This is a genomic window from Enterococcus sp. AZ171, assembly GCF_051714005.1.
In the GTDB taxonomy this organism is placed as follows: Bacteria; Bacillota; Bacilli; order Lactobacillales; family Enterococcaceae; genus Enterococcus_B; species Enterococcus_B pernyi.
In genome coordinates this window covers 644,486-663,769 of the sequence record NZ_JBIORA010000001.1, presented here as the reverse complement: position 1 = coordinate 663,769, position 19,284 = coordinate 644,486, and the positions used below count along the sequence as shown (strand labels likewise).

Below are 19,284 nucleotides of genomic sequence, written 5' to 3'. Positions count from 1 at the left end.
TCACTCTTTCATTTTAGGATCAAAGGCATCACGTAAGCCATCTGCTAATAAGTTGAAACCAATCATGATCACCGATAAGGTTGCTGCCGGTATCCATAATAGGTACGGCAAGTATAAGAATGTTTTGTATCCATCACTCAACATCGTTCCCAATGAAGCAGAAGGTGGTGTCAAGCCTAGGCCGATGAAACTTAAGAAAGCTTCGAAGAAAATCGCTGATGGGATACTGAACATCATTTGGATGATGATCACACTCGAAATGTTTGGCAAGATATGCTTGAAGGCGATCTTCCATTTGGATTCACCTAATGTCATTCCTGCTAACACATACTCTTGGTCTTTTAATTTCAAGGTTTGCGCCCTGACGATCCGAGCCATCGGAATCCAGTTCGTGATCGCCATCGCCGCCACGATCGAGAAGATCCCTGGTTCAAAGACGACCAACATCAAAATCATCACGACTAAGTTAGGAATACCAGATAAGACCTCTAAGAAACGTTGCATCGCATTGTCCACACGACCACCTAACAAACCAGAGATCAAACCATAGGCAACACCGATCGTTACATCTAGTAACGCAGCAATGAAGGCAATCAGTAGAGAGATACGTGTTCCCATGAACAAACGACTTAACACATCACGACCTAGACCATCTGTTCCTAAAAAGTAGTTCACGTCTGCGGGAACATTTGCTTGCGCATATTTATCGACTAACTCACCAGCAACCATTGCTTTTCCGTTTAGTCCGGCGATATTGATACCAGGAATACGTGGTGGTAAGTTGATGTAATCGACATTTTGAGCGGTTGGATCATGGGGTGAAACGAAAATCGTGATGATCGAGATAAAGATGATCACGATCAGTAATCCCATAGAAATAACTGCCGCTTTGTTTTTCTTCAATCGACGCCAAGAATCCTGGATAAAATTCAGTGAAGGAGCTTCGATTTTTTCACGTTCTTCTTCTGTGTTTTTTTGTAACGGTAAAAATTCATCTGCAGGAATTTCTGCAATTGTTTCGTAGCGTTTTGGTATCAGTTCCATCTAGCTTCGACTCCCTTCAGAAACTCGGATTCTCGGATCAACTAGTCCGTACAATAGATCCACGACTAAAATAACTAAGATCAACATAAATGAATACAAGATCGTGACAGCCATGATCGTTGGATAGTCATTTGTTGTGATCGACTTAACGAATTGCTCACCGATCCCCGGAATAGCAAAGATATTTTCAACAACTAATGAACCAGTCATCAAAGCGACTGCTAATGGGCCTAACAAGGTCATCAACGGGATCAAACTATTACGTAGACCATGTTTGAAGGCAATTTCCCAACGACTCAAGCCTTTTGCTCGAGCCAATTCAACATAATCACTATGCAAGACTTCGACCATTTCTGTTCGGATGAATCTGGCAGAGTCGGCTAATGGCGACATGGCTAGTGCAATCGTTGGTAAGATCGTATACATGAACCCATCCCATTTTGCGATCGGTAATACACGAAATTGGATGGCAAAAATGTATTGTAACAATACAGCAAAAACAAAGTTAGGGATAGAACGTCCTAAGATCGCGACTAATGTAGAAGACGTATCGACCCATGTATTTTGTTTCATTGCTGAGATTGTTCCTAGGATCGTTCCAAAGAAAGTTCCGAAAATGATTGCTTGTAGACCAAGCTGTAATGAAGGTCCTACTCGTCCTGCTAATAAGTTAGCAACTGGTTGGTTTTTGAATTGGAAAGAGATACCAAAATCTCCTTGGATCAAATTAGAAAGATAGATCCCATATTGAACGATGACTGGTTTATCCAAACCAACTTGTTTGTTCAACATCTCAATTGTTTCAGGACTTAAACGTTCCTGGTTTGTGTAAGGTGTACCAGGCAATAATTGCATCAAAAAGAATGTGATGGTTGCAATCAACCAAAGTGTGATGACCATAAAGAAGACACGTTTTAATACATATTTTATATAACTATTCACGAATGTTTCCCCCTAGCTTTTGACTTCTGATCAATGTTTCGCTACATTATTTAATGAACCAATGATAAAGGAGCAAAAAAATGAAAAAAAAATATCGTCCTTATTTGTTTGCCGGTTTAGTGATCGTCCTCGTGTTACTTAAAAATGCTTTGACTGATCAGTTGACCCTTCTTCAATTATCCAATGATTTATTTTTATGTGCGTTGCCGTTTTTGATTATCGGCGGATTTTTATGGGTGTTCTCCTCAGGTTTCTTTGATCACTTTCAACGTTCGTTTCACTTAGCACGAACGAGAAACCGGAAGGAAAAACCAGAATTTACTTCCCTATCTTCGGTCAGCTACGGTATGTATACCTTTTGGCTGATCATCGCTGGAATTTTGCTTGTGTTTTCGATTGTCTTTGCGCTCATCTCACTTGTCTAAATGAACGGCCAAAAGAATAACTAGGATCAGAAAATTGAGAGGTCTGGGATTTGTAATACATCCCAGACACTCTTTTTTCTTTTTAGGACAGTTTATTCTTCAATATATGTCCATTTGTAATCCCATGATGCGCCAGCAGCATGATGAACGATACCTTTGACTTTTGGATTAACTAAATGACCTTCAGCTTTTTGGTAAATTGGAGCGACACCCATATCTTCAGCGATGATTTTATTCGCTTCTTGTAAGTCAGCCCAACGCGCTTGTTCGTCACCAGCATCTTTAGAAGCAGATGCTTCAACGGCTTTGTCATAGTCTGCATTTGACCATTGACCACGGTTGTAAGAGTTACCTGTTACAAACAAGTCAGTGAAACTACTTGGATCAGCATAGTCTGCGCCCCAGCCACCTAATACTGTGTCAAAATCACCAGAAGATGAACGATCCAAACGAACAGAGAATGGTACTGGTGTAGGTTTTACTTTCACACCGTCAAGGTTTTCTTGGATAGAGTTTTGGATATATTCGATCACTTTTTTCGTTGAGTCGTCATCTGATGCCATCAATTCAAATTCTAATGAGTCGATTCCTAATTCACTCTTCGCTTTTTCCCAATATTCTTTTGCTTTGTCTTGATCATATGATACTAATTCGCCGGCTTCTGCTGCGAAATCTTCATTTGTTTCAGGGTTCTTATTCATGTCTGCAGGAATCAAGCCTGTTGAAACCACTGAACCATCACCCATAACTTGTTTCACTAATGCTTCACGGTTGATTGAATAAGAAATGGCTTTTCTTAAGTTCACATTTTTGAATGGTGAATCATCTTCTCTTTGATTGAACTCGATATAACTTGTACGTGCTTCTTTAACTGACGTATAAGCTGGATCATTCGCATTTTGTTGTGCTAACTCACCTGATAAGATGACATCATCTGCTTGTCCATCTTTGAACAGATTCAATGCAGTAGAAGATTCTTTTACGACACTGACTTTGATTTCTGATAATTTAACTGCATCTTTATCCCAGTACTCTTCGTTTTTCTTGTACGTCCATTCTGTATCAGTACCTGGTCCATCAAAATCCGCTAAAGTAAATGGTCCGTTGTATACTGCGTTGTCACTTGATGATGCGTACGCATCTCCATGTTCTTCAACCACTGCTTGACTTTGTGGGAAGAATGAAGGGAAAGCAAGTAAGTATTGGAAGTATGGTGTTTGTTTGGCTAATTTGATTTCCAATTCATAATCACCAACTGCTTTGATGCCTAATTCTGATTTGTCTTTGTCGCCTGCTGTGATTGCTTCAGCATTTTCAACTGGTGCAAAAAGATACGCATATTCTGATGCCGTCGCTGGATCTACCGTACGTTGCCAACCGTATACATAATCAGCTGCTGTGACAGGCTCTCCATTTGACCATTTTGCGTCTTCACGCAATTTGACTTTATAAGTCAATCCATCTTCACTCACTTCAGCCAATTCACTGGCACCGGCTGGTTGAGGTTTACTATCCTCATCTAAACGATAGATTCCTTCATACACATTATTTAGTGCAGTAAAACTGATTGTATCTGTTGCAACCGATAAGTCGACTGATGGCATTTCTTGAGGTACTACTAAGTTGAAGACGCCTCCTCCATCTGCTGATCCACTGCTTGAAGAACCACTACCACTTGTATCTGCACTGCTGCCACCATAACAACCAGCAAGTACAAGCCCACATAAGGCCACAACACCAAAAGTTAAATTCTTTTTCATCTTCCGTACCCCTTTATCGAAATTTTCAGAATAATTAGTATTTTCTGAGTTGTTTATGAGTTTAATGAATAATTATTAAAATTGCAACAGTTTTTTTCGCTTTTTCTAAAAAATAATGACTTTTCCATGAACGTTTTATTATTTTTTTCTGAAAAAATGAGATAAATCAAGGATTTTTATCTAATCCTCTTTCGAATAAAATAATCATAAAAAAATGGTCGTTATAAGAACGTTTGATATGAATGTTCGGTTTTTGCTACAAAAAAGAGCCTCCACACTAGGGGAGGCTCGCATGTTTTATTCGATTTTAAAAAATTTTTTTGGTGCTTCATTCATTGATTTATTTCTCCAAGTCGTTTTGCCAGAAGGATATCTGGTTGATTGATCCCATTTGCATCAGGAATCGCTCCAACGACTTGATAGCCCATTTTTTCATAAAATGTATAAGGATGCTTGTTGAAAGTTTCGATTGATTTCAGTTTATCTAACGGATGATCAAAAAGATCCGTATGACTAAGACTGGTGTCCCCATCCGTATCATCTGTTCCTAAATAAACCATCACACCACCTTTAGAAGCGATTTCTTTCTCCACATAAGCAACTAAGCGGCTACCGATATACTGCTTTCGATAAGAAGTTTCTACTACTAGAGGGTGAATTTCCCAACCAGTCATTCCATACTGCGGAGTCGCACCGATAAAACCAACCAAACGATCTTGTTCCACCGCTGAGACAGCGATTCGATCCGTCGCCAGCAGTTGCTCGACTTCTTTCATTGGTTGTTCACCGTAATCCTTCGGCCAAGTCAATCGCAAAAGGTCAGCTAGCTGATCCTTCAAACCGATATTTCTACGATCAAATTCACTGATGATCATCCTATTCCCCTCCATTCCAATTTCAGCCTATTCTATCAGCCAAACGGGAAAAAGAGAAGGAAAGAAAACTTAACTTTAAGAATATTTATTTTGCTACAGTTTTTTCTTTTTTCATTTGTTTGCTACGCAATTGCCCACAAGCTGCATCAATATCTGTCCCATGCTCTTTGCGAATCACACAATTGATGCCGTTCTTTTTCAACACATCATAAAATTTCAATACATCCGCTTTTGGACTTCTTGAATATTGATCATGTTCACTTACTGGGTTGTAAGGAATCAAATTGACATAAGTTAATTTTTTCTTGTCTTTCAACAGATCAGCAAGTTGTTGCGCATGTTCTGGCCGATCATTTACTTGATTCAGCATGATGTACTCAAACGTGATCCGGCGATTAGTTTTCTCCAAGTACTCATCCACTGCTTCCATCAATTTTTCGATTGGAAAACGGCGATTAATGCGCATCATGGACGTACGGACTTCATTATTTGGTGCATGTAATGAAATTGCTAAGTTGACTTGTAATCCATTTTCAGCAAACTCTTTGATTTTATTTGCCAACCCACTAGTTGACACTGTGATGTGACGAGCACCGATTGCTAAACCTTTGGCATCATTGATGATATGCAAGAAATCCATGACATTGTCGTAATTGTCGAACGGTTCACCGATCCCCATCACCACGACATGGGATACTCGTTCCCCCAGTTGACGTTCATCAAAGTAATGTTGGACCATCATGATCTGAGCCACGATCTCACCCGCAGTTAAGTCTCGGTTTTTCGTTAATAAACCACTGGCACAAAAAGTACAGCCAATATTACATCCGACTTGTGTAGTTACACACACAGATAAGCCATATTCTTGTCTCATCAACACCGTTTCGATCATATTTTTATCTGGCAACTCAAACAAGTATTTGACTGTCCCATCACTTGCCTCTTGCACGATCACTTGTTTCAATGGATTGATCTCAAAATTTTCTGATAGTTTTTCAATCAAACTTTTTGAAAGATTCGTCATTTCTTCAAAGCTTGTGACACGCTTTTGATAGAGCCATTCCCATACTTGTGAGGCACGGAATTTCTTTTCACCATGTTCTAAAAACCAAGCAGTCAATTCTTTATTTGTTAAACCATAAATGGATTGTTTTTCCACGATTATTCCCTCTTTTTTTCAAAGTATCGCTACATACTATAACTGATTCCCTTTATTAATGCAATAGTTCACAAAAGAAACTAAATAATCGTTAAAAACTTGTACTAAATCTTATTTAGGTCATGCATGGGTATCATGCCACTCATCGTATTCTTCTACTGATTTTTCTGGATCTATAATCATCCATTTAATAAAGATAAGCCCTAAAATCAACAAGGTTGCTGGAATGATCAAGAAAAAACTGAATAGTAGTGGAGAACCATAACCAATAGCAGAAATGATCAACCCGACTGTTTTTTTAGAATCTACTGCTTTTGAAAGCAATAAATATAAGCTCAAAGTGAAGCCGATCACGCAAATCATACTTAGGATCGACCAAAAAATAATTCCATAAAAATTCCCCCATAGACGTGTCACATAGACGAGAGGAACCAGACCTGACTGCTCTGCTACTCGGTTAAAGAAACCAAAAAGATAAATCACTGTTTGAACGATATTCAATATAAAAATAGTTTTGATCATTTTTTGATGCATATAGTTTTCTCCTTTCTAGTAGTAATAACCATCATAAATGTAAGGATCATAGTTATAAGAATCCCGGATAAAAGAATCACGAATATACCATAAGCTAGAAAGAATGAATACGACGAAAACAAGATATAAGAGGATAATCACAATTTGAATAATAAACATCGCTATGCCAGCTCTACTCCAAGTTTTTTGGACTTGTTTGAATGTTTCAACATCCGTATAGTTTCCATCTCTCCATGCCCCTTCATTGCCTTTGAATCCGCAAATAAACACCCAAACAAAATTGAATAGTGGAATCAGACACAGTAATGGAAGATACGTTTTGTTCCCAATTCCCCAGATGATGTTAAGAGAGAAGGCGCCCCAATTCCATTTTTTGATTTCTTCCGGTACTTCCTGATTGCCCCTTTGAAACTCAGAATTTGCCAAGCCGACTCGGGGTTCATCACGCGTTGCTTTTTTTGTGTGACTCGTTGGTTGTATCGGTTCTTCGATCGGTTCTTCGATCGGTTTTTCGATTGGTTCTTCGGTTGCATCTACACCGGCATCCGCATCCAGTTCTTTGACTGGTTCTTCGATTGGTTCTTTGGCTCGTTCTTTAGGTTGTTCGTTGACTGGTTTTCCAGTCGCTTCATCCCTTGTTTCTGTTAATTGTTCATTCGTGATTTTTTCGGAAACTTCATTCGTTACTTGATCAATCTTTTTCATTGTCTCATCGTTCATTCAGTGAATCTCCTTTCATCTAAAAAAACTATTGTGACTTTACGCTTATCATTTTTTAACATGAATGATTTTATAATAGTCGTGTTGTTACTACCTGTTTTTTTTCACAAAAAATATTTTTATGGACTAAACGCAAAATAAAAGCAAAAAATCAATTCGATAAGAAAAGATTTCTTGCTTTCATTTTATATGTCCTGATTTTCAGATAATGGTTGCTCCATTGACTCTTCCACTTGTTCAATAAAAACTTTTCGAGGCTTACTGCCTTCTGAAGGGCCTACGACGCCGTGAGCTTCTAATTCATCGACTAAACGAGCTGCCCGATTGTAGCCGATTCTAAAACGACGTTGCAACAGAGAAATACTAGCGGTTTGCATTTCGATAACTAATGCTTTTGCCTCTTCAAATAGTTCATCTTGAGGTTGTTCAGCTGAACCAGCTGATTCAACTTCATCCGTTGGCATCATTTTTTCTTCGTAATTGGCTTCTTGTTGATCGGTGACAAAGTTAACCACACGTTCCACTTCATGGTCTGAAATGAAGGCGCCTTGAACACGGATCGGTTTGTTCTCTCCCATTGGTAAGAAGAGCATGTCCCCTCGTCCTAAGAGCTTTTCCGCCCCATTAGAATCAATGATCGTTCGTGAGTCTGTTCCGCTGGAAACAGCAAACGCCATTCGTGAAGGTACATTGGCTTTGATGATCCCGGTGATAACATCCACACTTGGGCGTTGTGTCGCTAAGATCATATGGATACCTGCGGCACGAGCCATTTGCGCTAAACGGATGATCGCATCTTCGACTTCGTTGCTTGCAACCATCATCAGATCCGCTAATTCATCAACAATGACAACGATAAATGGTAAGGTCGGATGTTTGGTTCCATTCTCTAGATTTTTTTGTTGGACAAATTCATTATACCCAGAGATATTTCTCACACCAGTTGCAGCAAACTTCTCATAACGTTCTTCCATTTCCTGAACGACTTTTTGCAATGCTTGTGCTGCTTTTCTAGGATTGGTCACAACTGGCGTCAACAAATGCGGGATACCATTATACATATTCAACTCAACCATTTTCGGGTCGATCATCATCAGTTTGACTTCATGAGGTTTTGCTCGCATCAAGATACTTGTGATGATGCCGTTGATCGCTACTGACTTCCCACTACCAGTCGATCCGGCAACGAGCAAGTGAGGCATTTTCGATAAATCGGCCGTTTGGACACGACCCGAAACATCTCGTCCTAGAGGTACTTCCAATAGCTTGTCTGGATGATCCGGTTGGGCTTCGATGATCTCTCTAAACGAAACCATACTGATCTTGCTATTCGGCACTTCGATCCCAATCAGTGATTTCCCAGGGATCGGTGCTTCCATACGAACATCTTTTGCGGCTAAAGCTAAGGCAATATCATCAGTCAAACTAACGATTTTACTTACTTTTACTCCGACAGCTGGTTGGATCTCAAACTTCGTCACAGATGGGCCTAAACTTGCTTTGACGACTTTCGCATCGACACCAAAACTTTGGAAAGTTTGTTCTAACACGCCAATGTTCTTTTCAATTTTCTTGTACTCATCACTTTGATCCACGGTTTGCGCTGAGTCTAATAAATCGATTGAAGGTAGCTCGTATGCTTGATTTTCTTCTTCTGCTTCGATCTCAAATTCTAATGCAGTGCCATCATCTTCAAATAACTCATCTTCGGAAGACTCTTGTACTTGGCTCATCTCATCCTGTTTAGGACGTTCCATAACAGGAGGTTGGACATTTCCTTGAAAACTGTCAATCGGCACAAAACTTAATTGTTCAGGTTCACTTTCTTCATAAATAGGAGAAGTTTCCTTTTGTACCTGATTCTTTTGACGAGTGGCTCGCTTTTGTTCTATTTCCGCAGCTTCAGCTTCTGCTGCTTCTTTCGCAGCAAGACGTTTTGCTTCCTTCGCTTCTGCTCGTTGCTTTTGCCGCTCTTCTTTCGCAGCTTGTTTACGTGCCTGCTTTTCTGGATCGCCTTCTAACAGTTCTTGGAATCTATCTCCCATGACTTGTAAGGCATTCAATAATTGATGACCCTCAACATTACTGAATAATACTGCTCCGCCAATAATCAATAAAACAGCTACGAAATAACTTCCCGGTTGAGCAATCAAAAAGAATGTCAGATTATAAATAAATGCACCTAACATACCGCCACCGACATTCGTGGTGATTTGGCTTTGACGAATATCTCCCGATAGTAGATCCCAAGTCGTTCCAATGATATTGGGTTCTCCGCTGTTCAATTTTCCAAAAAGATTGGCATGTAAAAAGAGTAAGATACCTAAATAAAACAGACCGACTCCCAGCCAACGACGACTCTTACCCATCGTGAATTCTCTATTTTTGACCATGATCCAAAATCCTAAAACTGCTAATAATACACAGAGGATCTGATACGTATTTCCAGCGACTATGCGAAAGCCATTCGCCACTAAAATACCTAAAAAGCCTAATTTCAAAAACCCAAAGACGGCAAATAGTATAAAAGCAAAGCCAACACCGATCGCAATCATTTGCTCCTGCTGCTGTTTTTGTTTTTTAGTTTTTCTCTTCTTCTTAGCAGGACGTTTTTTCTTTGCCATGATATATCCCTCTTTTCATCAAGTTCCATTATACAAAAAAAAGCAAGCGAACAAAAGTTTTGTTTGCCCGATTGCTGATTTTCTTTTTATCTGATTCTTCAAAACTCTTCCTACGATCCTCGCCACCCCTTTTGCCTCCATGGTCTTCGCTCTTTCGTTGAGGTGAGGATAGAAATTCTTTTATGTCTTTGTAAGAAGAATTATTTGTTGCAACACCACACACTATGAACAGTACCTATTATAGGAAGATATACTTTTTTTAAAACAATCAACTTTAAAGGAGGTTACGACAATATAGGAAATCACACCACTTTTTGTTTTGTCATAACACTCACAAGAATCAAAAAAGCCTTCGAGTGTAGAATTTCAAAATAAAAGTGAGACAAACTTTAAAAAATAAATTAATATAAGAGAATGGAGTAGAAATGAAATTTGAAAAGCGTACTAAAATATTAATAAATAAAATGATCAAAAGCATTACTTTAAGTGCGAGTATTCTAGTAGGTACAATTATGGTTGGCACTACGGCATTCGCAGACATCGACTATTCGTTTGTAGTTACCTCTGATCCTCAATTTCCATGGACAGCAAAAACAGATGATGGTATTTATCAATCAGATAGCGATCTCAGAGCGGAGTCCGCTGCGTTAATTTTAAATCAGTATGACAGTATCAATGATTATTCAACAAGCATCGGCAATAAAGTAATACATACCTATGTCAATGGGGATGTCACTGCTTACGGTCAAGGCTCTCAGTGGAGTAATTATTCAGTAGACTAAAAATGCCTTATTCTTATGGCCTAGGAAACCATGATATTGAAAATAATTTCGAGGATACTTTCCTCAATCAAGCTTGGCGGATAACCTTTAACAGAATGCATACCTATAGACCTCATAATTGGATTTCAAAAGATACTTGGAAAGAAGATTACTTTTTTGAATCTAAGCATGTTGGTAGCCTAAACTATTCACAAAAAATCGCGGATTTTAGAATGATCACAGCCAACAATTATCCCACGATGCATCTTTCTTGCTCTGAAGGGCCTGGTCCTACTTATTGGTTAACACCTGGGATGGACTATATCGAGAGACAGTTAGAAGAAGCAAGAAGTGCAAACCAACCGGCTATTCTTTATATACATAAACCAAATGATTGGAAATTGGGAAGTGATCCCCAAGGAAGATTCAAGGCAATGGTAGAAAAATATTATGATAATGGAACGTTGCGAGCCGTTTTTGCAGGGCATTATCACAAAACAATCGGTAAAGTTTCTTACCCACAGTATTTTGGCAAAGTCCCAGTTTATTCTTCTGGCAGTGCTTCTCAAAAAACTTACTTAACTGCAGAAGTCGATCATTCAAAAAATGAGATGAAAATCTATCGAGTGATTGGGAATGTTTGGGAAAAGAAACAACTCATTGATACAATTGCTATAAATTCGAAAGGACTCACTGCTGTGAATGATGACAGAGACTACCAACAGCAAAAAGAATTGGCTAATAGGGTAGGTAATTCTTATCACATCATTAATTCTCTTAATAATAGTAGAGCGCTAGATGATTCAGCAAGTAGTGATGATGTCATCTATTTTAATGAACATAGGAATACGAACCAACAATGGAGATTTGTATTCTATGAGGCTAACAATTCCTTTGTCATCCATAATCGAGCAAATAATTTTTCAATGTATGAATCAGATAGTAAATGGAATGGCTTCTCTATTGTACGCACTGGGGTTTTAAATGCTTCAGATAAACGGGCACAATGGCGAGTAGTAAGCGCAGGAAATGCCTATGGAACCATTCCTTTGTACAAGTTCAGAAACGTTCGAAGCGGAAAACTACTCACACTAAATTCGTATAGTGGGAAATTGACGGATGCCGCAATCGGCGCAACATTATTGACTGCACCTGATTTTGGTGTAACGGTGCTTCAACAATTTATGTTAGACTCGTGATCAACAGAAATTCTAGGTGATGTAAAAGCTAAAAGACAAACAAAAAAAGGAACAAAAGATGAGCAGTATCTCCTCTTTTGTTCCTTTTTTTTAAATTGTGCCATCCACTTTAGTACGTATTATTCGTGCAATATTTATTGGTTCCCAATATTCGCGCCATTCTCACGAATTACTTGTTGGTACCAGTAATAGCTATCTTTTTTGTAGCGATCAAGTGATCCTTCTTGTGTTTCATCCTGATCTACATAAACGAAGCCATAGCGTTTTTGGTAGCCATTTAACCAGCTCAGCAAGTCTGTGTAAGACCATGTGCAATAGCCCAAGACTTCTGCACCATCTGAAATAGCTTCTTTGATGGCTTTGACATGACTTTTCAAGTAGTTGATACGGTAGTCATCATGGATTTTTTTATCTTCTGTCAATTTGTCATATTCACCTAAACCGTTTTCCGTGATCAACACAGGGATACGGTAGCGACTCGTGATTCGTCGCAAAGCAATACGTAAACCTTCTGGATCGATTTCCCAATCCCAATTTGTACGTTCGACAAATGGATTTTCTACTTTTTTGTACATGCCAGGCACGCCTGTTTCTTCTGATGAGCCTTTTTTACCTGTAGTATTCATCTTACCAGCGCCGACACCATCTAATGGATTAAAGGCATTCGTTGCTGTTTGGTAGTAGTTGATGCCTAAAAAGTCAGGTTTCGCAGATGCTAGTAGCTCCTCATCGCCTTCTTCAATCGTTGGCGCCCACCCTTGTTCTTCCAAGAATTTCATCGCAGCGATTGGATATTTGCCCCACATATAAACATCCATCCAATAATGTGCCATCAAATCTTCCGCATTTTCAGCAGCCAAAATGTTCTTTGGATCACTGTCGATCGGATAGTTTGGCGTATACGCAAAACTTGGTCCGATTTTCCCAGGCATATCCATTTCATGGAACGCATTGATCACTGCTGCATTAGCTAAGTTGGCAATGTGGTTCACTTGGTACATTCGTTTTGGATCAGTCACTCCTGGAGGATGTACCGCTAATAAATAACCGAGTGAAGTAAAAATATTTTGTTCGTTCAAACTAACCCAATAGTGGACTTTGCCACGAAATGCTTCGAATAATGTTTTTGCATAGTTCGTAAAATCTTCGATGATCTGACGAGATTCCCATCCTTGGTATTCATCTTGCAATGCTTGTGGCAGATCCCAATGATACAAAGTCAACATTGGTTCAATGTCGTGTTTGATCAATTCATCAATCAAATCCATATAGAAAGCTAAGCCTTCTTGATTGATCTCGCCGCGGCCATTTGGAAAAATACGTGTCCAAGCTACAGAGAAGCGATACGTTTTCAAACCTTGTTCTTTCATCAAGGCAATGTCTTCTTTATAACGATGGTAGTGATCTACTGCTAGGTCACCATTTGTTCCTTTAAATGTCTTACCTGGAATACGAACAAAGCGATCCCATACAGACTCACCTTTTCCGCCTTCTTGCCATGCACCTTCTACTTGATAGGCAGCTGAAGCAGATCCCCAAAGAAAATCATCAGGAAATGCCGTTAATTTTTGGTGTTCCATGAACATCTTCCTTTCCTAGTTCAATCTTTACCTCTTTAGAATAACACGAAACCCTTTTCATTACCAAGTAGATTTTTGACATTTCCAAATAAAAGTCTAGTCATTTGAAAAATAAGTCCAAAACAAACAAAAAAAGCGGAGCAGCAGATGCTGTTCCACTATTTTGACTTCCCCTATGATTCGATCCTTCATGTCATCCTGTCACCTATTCTGGTGTGACATCTTCACCAAACCACTTCTCTGAGATCTTTTTAAATTTTCCGTTTTCAACCAATTCGGCTATGCCATCATTGACTTTTTCCACAAGTATTTCGTCATTTTTTCGCGCACCGACAGCAAAATCTTCTCCATCAAAGTCCCCTTTGATCACATTGAAATTGTCTAATTCGTCTCGTATGTTCAAAAAATACTCGGCATAGACTTTGTCGATCAACACACCATCTGTACGGCCACTTTTCAAATCGATCAATGCTTCATTAAAGCTTGCATACAAAACTGCCTCTTGATTTTTCACATAGTCTTTGAGTATTTCTGGATGTCTGACAAACATATCATAACCAGAAGAACCGTTTTGTGCGCCTAAGATTTTGTCTTGCATTTGTTCAAAGCTTGTAATACCAGAAGTTTTTGGTGTGATCAACACTTGATCATTTTTCATATATGGTTTTGTAAACAAGACTTTTTCTTCACGTTCTGGCGTTTTTGAATACCCGTTCCAGATCAAATCAATTGTTCCGTTGTTTAATTCGAACTCCTTCATTGACCAGTCAATTGGTTGGAACTCAACAGTAATGCCATATTCATCAAAGACAGCTTTCGCTAACTCAATATCAAATCCTGTCAGTTTACCATCTTTATCACGAAAACCCATTGGTACAAAGCTGTCGTCTAGTCCTACGATAATCTTTTTTTCTTCATTGATTCTTGACCAGCTTTCTGTCGCTGTCCGCTCATTCGTGCAGCCAGTTAAAAAGAAAAAACCAATCAAAGATAAAATCAAAAAGCTGAATTTTTTCATTTTCTCCCCACCGCTTTCCTACTTACTTGGCATAACTTTGATCAATTGATCCCCAACGTTTTCAGCAAAGACTAAATCGTGGGTCACGATGATTTGTGTCACGCCTTCTTCTTTTAATGAAAGAATCAACTTCTCTACTTGTTGGCGTAACTCTGGATCTAATGCACTCGTCGGTTCATCATAAGCTAACACTCGTGGGTTCATCGCTAACGCACGAGCAATGGCCACACGTTGTTTTTGTCCTCCAGATAATTGATAAGGATAATTTCCTAATAAATCACGAATCCCTAATGAGTCCGCTAATTCCTCCGCCTTTTTCGTGTATTCTTCTTTACTTTGTTTCAACACCATTTTAGGTGCCAAAGTAATATTGTCAAAAATACTCAAGTGTGGGAAAAGCTGGAAATCTTGAAACACGACGCCTACCACTTGTTCTTCTGTTTTCAATTCAAAAGGGTCAAATTTCGTGCCATCCAGGTAAAACTCACCACTGTCAGCTTTTTCTAAACCGGCTAAAATCCGTAACATCGTTGTTTTACCGCCTCCTGACGGTCCGCCGATCGCTAATGTTTGTCCTTCCGGTATTACTAAATCAAAATCTTTGATCACTTGTTTGTCACCAAATGATTTACTAATCTTTTTTAATTCAATCATCGCTGTTCCCTCCTCGTTTCTTAGCGGTAATAATTTAATTTTTCTTCAATTTGCTTCAACACGATCGTCAGCACTCCTGTTAGTGCGAGATAGATCAGTGCCACGCCAAGCAATGGAAGTAAACTTGCATCTCTCTCCATCGCGATCTTACCCGCTCGCATCACATCACCTAAACCTAAGATGTAGATCAACGAAGAATCTTTCACTAGATTGATGACTTCATTGCCGACAGAAGGTAACACGATTTTTGTTACTTGCGGAATAATGATTCTTGTCACTGTTTGGAAAGGACTCAACTGTAAGACTTGAGCTGCTTCATACTGCCCTTTAGGGATAGACTGAATACCACCACGGAAAATCTCAGCAAAATAGGCAGCATAATTTAAAACGAATGCGATCAAAGCAGCTTCGAAACGATCAAACACGATCCCGATCGTTGGTAAACCGTAAAACACGAAGATCAATTGTAATAATAGCGGTGTTCCTCGCATGATCCAGACATACGTTTGTAGGAAATAACGGATCGGTTTAAAATGTAACGACAACCCTAAGGCTAAAATAATTCCTAATGGCAAAGAACCAATCAAGGTAAAGGCAAATAATTTCAAGGTTGTCAGCGCCCCTACTAACAACTGTGGCATCACTTCTAATAAATCATTCATTTTCTTTTCCTCCTCTTTTCTTTAAAGGGGTACATTGTTAGCTGTCCCTTCCAACCACATGAAAAACAAAAAAAGTCCTTTGATCCGAAGATCAAAGGACGCAAAATACGTGGTTCCACCTTTTTTTATTAGTTTCTCGCAAAACTAACCTTATCTGGTCGTCTAACAACGACCGCAGCTATAACGGGCTTCCCGGATTTTCTTACTGGCTGTTCAGAAAATCGACTCCAAGATGTGTTTCACAATCAGTTATTGCCTCTTCTCACCAACCAGAGACTCTCTTCAAACACTTAATTGCTACTCTTCTTTTCGATGTCTTTTATTTAACTTAATGAGTAATTTACCTGATTCATTTTTATTTGTCAATCTTTTTTGTGCTAAAATAAATAAAAAATGAATGGAGGATTGTTTTTTATGTGTCATGCCACGAAACAAGAGGCCTATGAATTGCTTGATCTATTGGCAATCAATTACCAAGAAGTGAATCATCCAGCCATTACTTCTGTCAAAAATCTAACTTTTACTTTACCAGGTCCACAAGTTAAAAATCTTTTGGTCAAATCAAAGAAAGGCAAACAAATATATTTTGTCGTCTTACCTGATGAAAAACAAGCCGACTTGAAGTTATTGGCAGAACAGTTGAATGAAAAACGATTATCGTTTGTGTCAGGAGACCAAGTCAAACAGTTGTTACATGTTCCGCCAGGTACCGTCAATCCATTTGCCTTAGTCAACGATTTAGAAAACGAGATCCAAGTCGTCATTGATTCCTCGATCGATCGCAAAGATACCGTGGGCTTTCATCCAAACAGCAACACCAGTACCATCATTTTTCCCTTTGCAGATTTTGAACGACTACTCGCTCATGTGGATCATCTGCCAAGGTATGAAGTCTTGTAACTTAACTATCCTTCATCGCAGCTTTTAAGGCTGCTGCTAATGGGCTTTCTTCCGGTTCTTCTGCTTGAGAATATTTCTTCATCAAGCGACGTTCTTCATGTTTTGTCATTTTTTTCTTCTGCTCTTTTTTTTCTAGCATCTTCTCTGTCGTCCCGTCAAATTTACAACGGAAGTAAGCGCCATTTTTGCCTTCAATGATCTCCATTTTGCGGTGACATTGTGGACAACGATGGTTAGAGACTTTCGGATCTTTCCGACGACGATAGCTACAATCTTGATTCGTACACACATAGATTTTGCCATCTTTTGTGTTCTTCTCACGAAGATTCGAGCCACAATCCGGACATTTCTTTTGGGTAATCGAAAAATCTTGGTATTCTTGCTTACTTGTTTTGATTTCTTGGACAAGTCGCTTCGTTTCTTTTTCGATGGATTGTAAAAAGACGTTGGCTTGTTTTTTTCCAAGCGCGATCGCTTCTAGATCTCTTTCCCAACTTTCAGTCAAATCTGGTGTCACAAGTGATGGATTGACCAGTTCTAACAACTGCTTGCCCTTCGGTGAGACTTGTAAGCCTTGCGGTGTGCGTTCCATTAATTCGGATTTGATCAACTTTTCAATGATCTCCGCACGAGTCGCGGGCGTGCCTAAACTGTGTTTTTCCATCAAACCTAACAGACTTGCTTCTGTCAAAGGTTTTGGCGGTGCCGACAATTCCTTTTTGATCGTAAAATCAGGTTGGATGCGCATGTCTTTTTTCCAGTCAAACGAATCCACATGACTTTCAGCAGACGTTTTCCAACCAGCTTCCAACACCCGGTTTTGGCGGAAAACAAATTGTTCGTTCCCAAATACGACAGTGATTTTCGTTTGACTGATTTTATGTGGTTCTGCAAATAACCCTAAGAATCGTGTCACGATCATTTGGTAGATTTTTTGTTCTTCGTTACTTAATTTTTCATAGCGTGGACGATTTTCCGTCGGTAACAAAGCATGGTGATCTGTTACTTTACTATCTTGGAAGACACTCGTTTGACGAACCACTGCCCCATTCTTCAAATAAGTTTTCACTTCTGGTGCAAAATCGCTGATGGCTTGAAGTCTTTCTTTCATGGTACTTTTCATATCATTCGTCAAATATTTACTATCTGTTCGTGGATAGGTGACGATCTTGTGCGTTTCGTATAAACTTTGAACAAGTCCTAACGTTTTCTTTGCAGAATAACCATAACGTTGGTTGGCTTCTCGTTGGATCTCCGTGAGATCATAAGGCAGAGGAGCTTTTTCTGTCTTTGTTTTTTCTTCAATGTTGACTACTGTTCCCTTACTCTGACTAAGGGTTTTAACAAACGCTTGGGCTTCTTCATGGGATTTCAAAGCAAACTGGTTTTTTTGGACCATTTTTGCTTGTTCATTGCCGACTGTCAATGAAATCGTAAAATACGTTTGTGGTCGGAATGATTCGATTTTCTTTTCCTGATTACGCACCAAAGCTAAGGTTGGGGTTTGTACCCGACCCGCTGATAAGTTGTCTTGATATTTTACTGTCAGTGCACGTGTCACATTCAACCCGACCAACCAATCTGCTTTTGCCCTGGCCAAAGCAGACTCATACAGCGCATCATAGCTTTTAGCTGGTTTCAATTGGCTGAAACCTGTCTTGATCGCTTTGTCCGTTTGAGAGGAGATCCACAAACGTTTCACCGGCTTATTGAAGTGAACGTATTCCAAGATCCAACGTGCAACGAGTTCTCCTTCACGTCCGGCATCTGTGGCGATCACTGCTTCTGAGACATCTTTACGACTAGCCAATTGCTTGATGGCTTTCAATTGATGACCAGTTTTTGGTAAGGGTTTGATCCCTAGTTTTTTAGGGATCATCGGCAAGGTCTCCATCTGCCAGCTTTGCCATTCCTTATTCAGATCCTCTGGCATCTTTAGACCTAATAAATGACCAAGGGCCCAAGTCACGATCACCTTGGGTCCTTCGTAATAGTTTTTGTGTTTTTGATTAGCACCAAGCACCTTGCTTAGGTCTTTCGCAACGCTTGGCTTTTCCGCTAGAATTAGTTGTTTCATAAAAATCCTTTCTGCTTTCCAAAGTGATCGGTTGATAATCTTTCAGCAAAGCCAGTCCTTTGTATTGCTGCAAATCATCATCGCATTCTTCACACCAGCGCTCATCGCCATCATTCCAAAAAGCGCTAAGAAAATTATTTTTGGCATGGATATACTCATAGTTGTCTTTAATGGCCAGCCATTTTTCTTCATAGTTTTGTTGCGCTTCTTCAAAAGAGGAGAAAGTTTCCTCCATTTGAATATCTTCTTGCCAATCTTCAAAGAACCACCAAGGCTCATTATCACCGAACATTGTAATTACTTGATACATACATGCGCTCCTTTTCTCAGGTCATCTTAAAAACATATTA

General features: G+C 39.3%; 18 protein-coding genes and 1 other annotated feature. Of the genes, 4 read left to right on the top strand and 14 right to left on the bottom strand.

Going from position 1 to position 19,284, the window contains the following annotated elements:
* Positions 1-1,044 (bottom strand): ABC transporter permease, encoded by a 1,044-nt coding sequence (locus IGJ49_RS03115; protein ID WP_438722375.1) that lies wholly within the window; start codon positions 1,042-1,044, stop codon positions 1-3.
* A complete protein-coding gene (opp3b, locus tag IGJ49_RS03110) occupies positions 1,045-1,986 on the bottom strand; it encodes an oligopeptide ABC transporter permease (RefSeq protein ID WP_019722500.1) in 942 nt (313 codons plus the stop codon). It abuts the gene before it with no gap.
* Positions 1,987-2,066: 80 nt separating this feature from the next.
* Between opp3b and IGJ49_RS03105 the strand changes: the two genes are divergently transcribed.
* Entirely contained in the window at positions 2,067-2,411 is a 345-nt protein-coding gene (locus IGJ49_RS03105; protein WP_010736155.1) for a DUF3899 domain-containing protein, read from the top strand.
* 92 nt (positions 2,412-2,503) lie between these two features.
* Here the strand turns inward: IGJ49_RS03105 and IGJ49_RS03100 are convergent, their stop codons facing one another.
* From IGJ49_RS03100 to IGJ49_RS03075, 6 genes are all read right to left on the bottom strand, one after another.
* Positions 2,504-4,171, bottom strand: a complete 1,668-nt coding sequence (locus tag IGJ49_RS03100) for a peptide ABC transporter substrate-binding protein (RefSeq protein ID WP_438722373.1) — start codon at positions 4,169-4,171, stop codon at positions 2,504-2,506.
* A 332-nt stretch (positions 4,172-4,503) separates the two neighbouring features.
* Complete coding sequence (gene aac(6'), locus IGJ49_RS03095; RefSeq protein ID WP_438722371.1) at positions 4,504-5,046, bottom strand: aminoglycoside N-acetyltransferase AAC(6')-Ii; 543 nt, start codon at positions 5,044-5,046, stop codon at positions 4,504-4,506.
* Positions 5,047-5,131: 85 nt separating this feature from the next.
* Entirely contained in the window at positions 5,132-6,205 is a 1,074-nt protein-coding gene (gene rlmN / locus IGJ49_RS03090; protein WP_010736158.1) for a 23S rRNA (adenine(2503)-C(2))-methyltransferase RlmN, read from the bottom strand.
* A gap of 120 nt (positions 6,206-6,325) precedes the next feature.
* The gene (locus IGJ49_RS03085) at positions 6,326-6,739 is read right to left on the bottom strand and encodes a hypothetical protein (RefSeq protein WP_010736159.1); all 414 of its coding nucleotides are present in this window, start codon (positions 6,737-6,739) and stop codon (positions 6,326-6,328) included.
* A gap of 15 nt (positions 6,740-6,754) precedes the next feature.
* Complete coding sequence (locus tag IGJ49_RS03080; RefSeq protein WP_051377631.1) at positions 6,755-7,165, bottom strand: hypothetical protein; 411 nt, start codon at positions 7,163-7,165, stop codon at positions 6,755-6,757.
* Positions 7,166-7,644: 479 nt separating this feature from the next.
* Complete coding sequence (locus IGJ49_RS03075; protein ID WP_153830480.1) at positions 7,645-10,083, bottom strand: DNA translocase FtsK; 2,439 nt, start codon at positions 10,081-10,083, stop codon at positions 7,645-7,647.
* A 512-nt stretch (positions 10,084-10,595) separates the two neighbouring features.
* On the opposite strand from IGJ49_RS03075, the gene IGJ49_RS03070 reads away from it, so the two are divergent.
* Both IGJ49_RS03070 and IGJ49_RS03065 read left to right on the top strand, forming a co-directional pair.
* Entirely contained in the window at positions 10,596-10,865 is a 270-nt protein-coding gene (locus IGJ49_RS03070) for a hypothetical protein (protein ID WP_438722370.1), read from the top strand.
* Between the two features lie 95 nt (positions 10,866-10,960).
* On the top strand, positions 10,961-12,043 hold the full coding sequence (locus IGJ49_RS03065) for a metallophosphoesterase (protein WP_438722368.1): 1,083 nt from the start codon (positions 10,961-10,963) through the stop codon (positions 12,041-12,043).
* 134 nt (positions 12,044-12,177) lie between these two features.
* On the opposite strand, the gene IGJ49_RS03060 is transcribed toward IGJ49_RS03065, so the two are convergent.
* The 4 genes from IGJ49_RS03060 to IGJ49_RS03045 form a co-directional block, all read right to left on the bottom strand.
* Positions 12,178-13,623 carry a glycoside hydrolase family 1 protein gene (locus IGJ49_RS03060; RefSeq protein WP_438722367.1) on the bottom strand — a complete coding sequence of 482 codons (1,446 nt, stop codon included), beginning with the start codon at positions 13,621-13,623 and terminating at the stop codon, positions 12,178-12,180.
* 205 nt (positions 13,624-13,828) lie between these two features.
* The gene (locus tag IGJ49_RS03055) at positions 13,829-14,641 is read right to left on the bottom strand and encodes an amino acid ABC transporter substrate-binding protein (RefSeq protein WP_010736164.1); all 813 of its coding nucleotides are present in this window, start codon (positions 14,639-14,641) and stop codon (positions 13,829-13,831) included.
* Between the two features lie 18 nt (positions 14,642-14,659).
* Entirely contained in the window at positions 14,660-15,295 is a 636-nt protein-coding gene (locus IGJ49_RS03050) for an amino acid ABC transporter ATP-binding protein (RefSeq protein ID WP_010736165.1), read from the bottom strand.
* 20 nt (positions 15,296-15,315) lie between these two features.
* Entirely contained in the window at positions 15,316-15,957 is a 642-nt protein-coding gene (locus tag IGJ49_RS03045) for an amino acid ABC transporter permease (RefSeq protein WP_010736166.1), read from the bottom strand.
* A 91-nt stretch (positions 15,958-16,048) separates the two neighbouring features.
* Positions 16,049-16,279, bottom strand: a binding site (T-box leader).
* Between the two features lie 92 nt (positions 16,280-16,371).
* On the opposite strand from IGJ49_RS03045, the gene IGJ49_RS03040 reads away from it, so the two are divergent.
* The gene (locus IGJ49_RS03040) at positions 16,372-16,857 is read left to right on the top strand and encodes a YbaK/EbsC family protein (protein ID WP_023519207.1); all 486 of its coding nucleotides are present in this window, start codon (positions 16,372-16,374) and stop codon (positions 16,855-16,857) included.
* A 1-nt stretch (position 16,858) separates the two neighbouring features.
* Here the strand turns inward: IGJ49_RS03040 and IGJ49_RS03035 are convergent, their stop codons facing one another.
* Positions 16,859-18,934 carry a DNA topoisomerase III gene (locus IGJ49_RS03035; RefSeq protein WP_080674304.1) on the bottom strand — a complete coding sequence of 692 codons (2,076 nt, stop codon included), beginning with the start codon at positions 18,932-18,934 and terminating at the stop codon, positions 16,859-16,861.
* Positions 18,867-19,244 (bottom strand): DUF1033 family protein, encoded by a 378-nt coding sequence (locus IGJ49_RS03030; RefSeq protein WP_010736169.1) that lies wholly within the window; start codon positions 19,242-19,244, stop codon positions 18,867-18,869. The genes IGJ49_RS03035 and IGJ49_RS03030 overlap by 68 nt, the downstream gene beginning before the upstream one ends.
* Between the last annotated feature and the right edge of the window lie 40 nt (positions 19,245-19,284).

Bases quoted from the DNA above. Each gene is read 5' to 3' on its own strand.
- IGJ49_RS03115 (WP_438722375.1), bottom strand. From the start codon at position 1,044: ATGGAACTGATACCAAAACGCTACGAAACAATTGCAGAAATTCCTGCA.
- IGJ49_RS03105 (WP_010736155.1), top strand. From the start codon at position 2,067: ATGAAAAAAAAATATCGTCCTTATTTGTTTGCCGGTTTAGTGATCGTC.
- IGJ49_RS03100 (WP_438722373.1), bottom strand. From the start codon at position 4,171: ATGAAAAAGAATTTAACTTTTGGTGTTGTGGCCTTATGTGGGCTTGTA.
- IGJ49_RS03085 (WP_010736159.1), bottom strand. From the start codon at position 6,739: ATGCATCAAAAAATGATCAAAACTATTTTTATATTGAATATCGTTCAA.
- IGJ49_RS03075 (WP_153830480.1), bottom strand. From the start codon at position 10,083: ATGGCAAAGAAAAAACGTCCTGCTAAGAAGAAGAGAAAAACTAAAAAA.
- IGJ49_RS03070 (WP_438722370.1), top strand. From the start codon at position 10,596: ATGGTTGGCACTACGGCATTCGCAGACATCGACTATTCGTTTGTAGTT.
- IGJ49_RS03065 (WP_438722368.1), top strand. From the start codon at position 10,961: ATGCATACCTATAGACCTCATAATTGGATTTCAAAAGATACTTGGAAA.
- IGJ49_RS03060 (WP_438722367.1), bottom strand. From the start codon at position 13,623: ATGGAACACCAAAAATTAACGGCATTTCCTGATGATTTTCTTTGGGGA.
- IGJ49_RS03055 (WP_010736164.1), bottom strand. From the start codon at position 14,641: ATGAAAAAATTCAGCTTTTTGATTTTATCTTTGATTGGTTTTTTCTTT.
- IGJ49_RS03050 (WP_010736165.1), bottom strand. From the start codon at position 15,295: ATGATTGAATTAAAAAAGATTAGTAAATCATTTGGTGACAAACAAGTG.
- IGJ49_RS03045 (WP_010736166.1), bottom strand. From the start codon at position 15,957: ATGAATGATTTATTAGAAGTGATGCCACAGTTGTTAGTAGGGGCGCTG.
- IGJ49_RS03040 (WP_023519207.1), top strand. From the start codon at position 16,372: ATGTGTCATGCCACGAAACAAGAGGCCTATGAATTGCTTGATCTATTG.
- IGJ49_RS03035 (WP_080674304.1), bottom strand. From the start codon at position 18,934: ATGAAACAACTAATTCTAGCGGAAAAGCCAAGCGTTGCGAAAGACCTA.
- IGJ49_RS03030 (WP_010736169.1), bottom strand. From the start codon at position 19,244: ATGTATCAAGTAATTACAATGTTCGGTGATAATGAGCCTTGGTGGTTC.